We start from the raw sequence: 2,891 nt of genomic DNA, 5'->3' as shown, positions 1-2,891 counted from the left end.
ATTTTCGCCCTCCGATACTCTCAGCGGTGCGACCCCGGTCGGGTTTCCCGACAAGCGTGAATGCGCACCAAGAGAAATTATTTTCTTTTCTTTGTCAGACGCGCAAACGGTTTTACTCACCGACAATAAGTAACCTCTTAATTTTAACCAATCCCCATCAGTGTACGCAATCCCCACCCGTACGCCATCGATGATGCGATCGCACTCACCACCTCAATTCAATCGTAGGTTGGGTATAGGAACGGAAACCCAACAACATCAGACCGCCACACCAATTAAATTGTAGGTTCTATTTTGTTAGAGCAGATACCCGGCTCTGGAGGAGAAGACGTTGTGTTGAGGGGAATTATGTTGGGTTTCATTCTTCAACCCAACCTACATCAGCGATCACACCTAGCTTCCTGAAGTGTTTGATGCACGATGAAAAAACTCGCTACAATAACCGCAGTATCTAGCCAGTAGCCATTGAACATGACAACTCAACAAATCACGATCGATCTGCTGCCGTCCCATCTTCCACCAACTGGCACGAATTGCCAAAGCTACGCAGCAAAGTGTAGAGACACTTGCAGCTGCATTGTGTAGTTAGCAATTTGCCACCTTCGGTTGATAATGCACCTTTAGAAATGCAAGCAGAGTTATTACAGCTTCAGATACTAGATACTGAACAGCTACTCACCATTGCTCAAGCAGAAATAGACCCTGATCAGCATCATCGCTGTGTTGAGTTGCTAGACAAACATCAGGATGAGAAACTGACACCGGAGGAACGGCTCGAACTCGCCGAGTTGCGACAAGCAGCCGATCGTCTCATGCTGCGGAAAGCTTATGCCTGGTCTGTTCTACGTTGGAAAGGGCATCGGATTCCTGCACTTATTGATTTACCTGTGATTCTATGACCATATCTGTTGAATTACGACGGCGCGTAATTCAAGAAGCCAATTTTCGCTGTGAATATTGTAAAACCTCTTCCCAGTTGACTGGTACACCACTAGTCATGGAGCACATCTGGCCTCGCTCACAACGTGGAACAGACAATCGAGAAAATTTAGCTGCTTCCTGTTATCGCTGTAATGAATTCAAAGGGAGCAAAATCTACGCAGTTGATCCACAGACAGGGCAGTATGTTGCACTCTATAATCCACGAAATCAATTTTGGGAACGACCATTTCATTTGGAACAATGGTGGAACTCATATTGCTGGAATAACACCAGTGGGCCGAGCAACAGTATAGCGTTTTTCAATTAGGTGAGGTACAAGTTTTTGGGTTTTAGGGAACAGCGGATCTGGGAACAGGGAACAGAGAAGAGGCAAGAGGCAAGAGGCAAGAGGCAAGAGGGAAAAAATCTTGTGTACCTCATTATTCAAGCGCTGCGCTTGAACAATGAGAATCTGGTTGAAGCAAGAGCAATTTGGATTGAAGTAGGCACCGCATCCACCTAATGAGTAGGTTTCAGATTGAGCATTGATGGAAATATTGATCGCGATCGACCGATATTGGCCAACAACAATGCTTACCAATTCAAACCTATAATGGTGGGCACTTGTGTTTGTAAATCTAAGATTTTATCACAGATGATCGCACAAGTGCCCACCCTACATATTTATCTAATGACCCGATTTATCCACGACCAATTTGCCAAAGATTATTTAGAAGAATTGTTATCACAATTTGGAGAATGTCAGGCTCCCCTAGAAATCCGCAGCGAAATCCGACAAGTCGATGTATTTTTTGCCCCGGCCAATCAAGCACAAACTTCCCCAGAAGCCTTAGGATTATTAGGGAAATTAGCTACAACGCCTTGTTTGTTTGAACCCTTTAGAAATCCGGTTACTATTAACGAAATTCGGACTTGCCTCCTGAAATTATTAGAGGTACACACAGATTTTATTCGTCAAGGGAATCGAGAGAATACTCGCCTCAATGAAGAGAATTACCCAAAATTATGGATTTTGACCCCGACAGCATCATCTGCAATATTAGAAGGCTTTGGTGCTAAGAGTGATCCGGACCATTGGGGTGAGGGGATTTATTTGTTACCCTCTTTCCTAAGGACTGGATTAGTCGTAATACATAAATTACCAAAGACCTTAGACACACTATGGTTGAGAATGTTAGGCAGAGGCAGGGTCCAACAACAGGCCATTGATGAATTAGAAGCACTGCCAGAAACAAATCAATTTCGGGAAAATACTTTATTGTTGTTATCTTCTCTGCGTAGTAACTTGGAAGTAAGTACAGAATTAGAACAGCAAGACAGGGAGTTAATTATGCGGTTATCACCACTTTTATTAGAAAAATTAGAAGCTGCTACTCAGTCAGGTATAGAGCAGGGTATACAACAAGGTATGCAGCAGGGTCTGAGGATGGAGCGCACTGCGATTATCGAAAACTTGTTGAGAGTTCGGTTTAATTCTATTGATGACCAACTTAGAGGTATTATTGAACCAATGCTGTCCTTATCTAATCAAGAATTTTCCGCTTTAATTTTACAGTTATCTCAGCTATCCCGTGAGGAATTATTAGCAAGATTCAGGGATTAATTCAAAGTTAAAAATGAAAATTTAACTTTGAATTAATCCCAGTAAGGGATGGTGCGTTCTGTGATATTTTGTCAATAAATGTCTTGATAGCTCTTGTGTAATCGAACGCACCCTACAAGAGCGATTGGCCGTAGGCCACGCTACGCGATGAAGCGTTCGCAAAGCGTGGCCGAAAGGCCTCAGCTTCCGCTAAAAGCGATTGACCGTAGGTCACGCTACGCGATCGCACTACCAGACGACTTGATCGTGCTGCAAGCCAAAGTTCAAGACATGGTAACCAGCATAGTGTTAGAATTATTCCATTATGCCAACAATTTTACGGATCGGTCCAAATCGTTTCTACTTT

5 protein-coding genes are annotated in these 2,891 nt (G+C 43.4%); all 5 read left to right on the top strand.

Translation table 11 applies throughout. The features are described 5' to 3' along the window. Nucleotides 1–626: 626 nt before the first annotated feature. Nucleotides 627–899: a hypothetical protein gene (locus F6K37_RS37045; RefSeq protein ID WP_044495371.1), complete on the top strand. Its 273-nt coding sequence runs from the start codon at nt 627–629 to the stop codon at nt 897–899. Continuing rightward, on the top strand, nt 896–1,249 hold the full coding sequence (locus F6K37_RS37040; protein WP_008189767.1) for an HNH endonuclease: 354 nt from the start codon (nt 896–898) through the stop codon (nt 1,247–1,249). Before F6K37_RS37045 ends, F6K37_RS37040 begins: the two co-directional genes overlap by 4 nt. Further along, nucleotides 1,250–1,444, top strand: a complete 195-nt coding sequence (locus tag F6K37_RS37035) for a hypothetical protein (RefSeq protein ID WP_008189766.1) — start codon at nt 1,250–1,252, stop codon at nt 1,442–1,444. A gap of 168 nt (nt 1,445–1,612) precedes the next feature. Continuing rightward, the gene (locus tag F6K37_RS37030; protein WP_502708048.1) at nt 1,613–2,545 is read left to right on the top strand and encodes a flagellar assembly protein H; all 933 of its coding nucleotides are present in this window, start codon (nt 1,613–1,615) and stop codon (nt 2,543–2,545) included. 165 nt (nt 2,546–2,710) lie between these two features. Beyond that, nucleotides 2,711–2,891 (top strand): hypothetical protein (locus F6K37_RS37025; RefSeq protein ID WP_287255975.1); only part of this gene is annotated, 181 nt, incomplete at its 3' end.

The organism is Moorena sp. SIO4E2 (assembly GCF_010671945.1).
GTDB lineage: Bacteria > Cyanobacteriota > Cyanobacteriia > Cyanobacteriales > Coleofasciculaceae > Moorena > Moorena producens.
The sequence above is the reverse complement of the archived record's forward strand: the minus strand, read 5'-3'. Positions and strand labels throughout refer to the sequence as shown.

Bases quoted from the DNA above. Each gene is read 5' to 3' on its own strand.
- F6K37_RS37045 (WP_044495371.1), top strand. From the start codon at position 627: ATGCAAGCAGAGTTATTACAGCTTCAGATACTAGATACTGAACAGCTA.
- F6K37_RS37040 (WP_008189767.1), top strand. From the start codon at position 896: ATGACCATATCTGTTGAATTACGACGGCGCGTAATTCAAGAAGCCAAT.
- F6K37_RS37030 (WP_502708048.1), top strand. From the start codon at position 1,613: ATGACCCGATTTATCCACGACCAATTTGCCAAAGATTATTTAGAAGAA.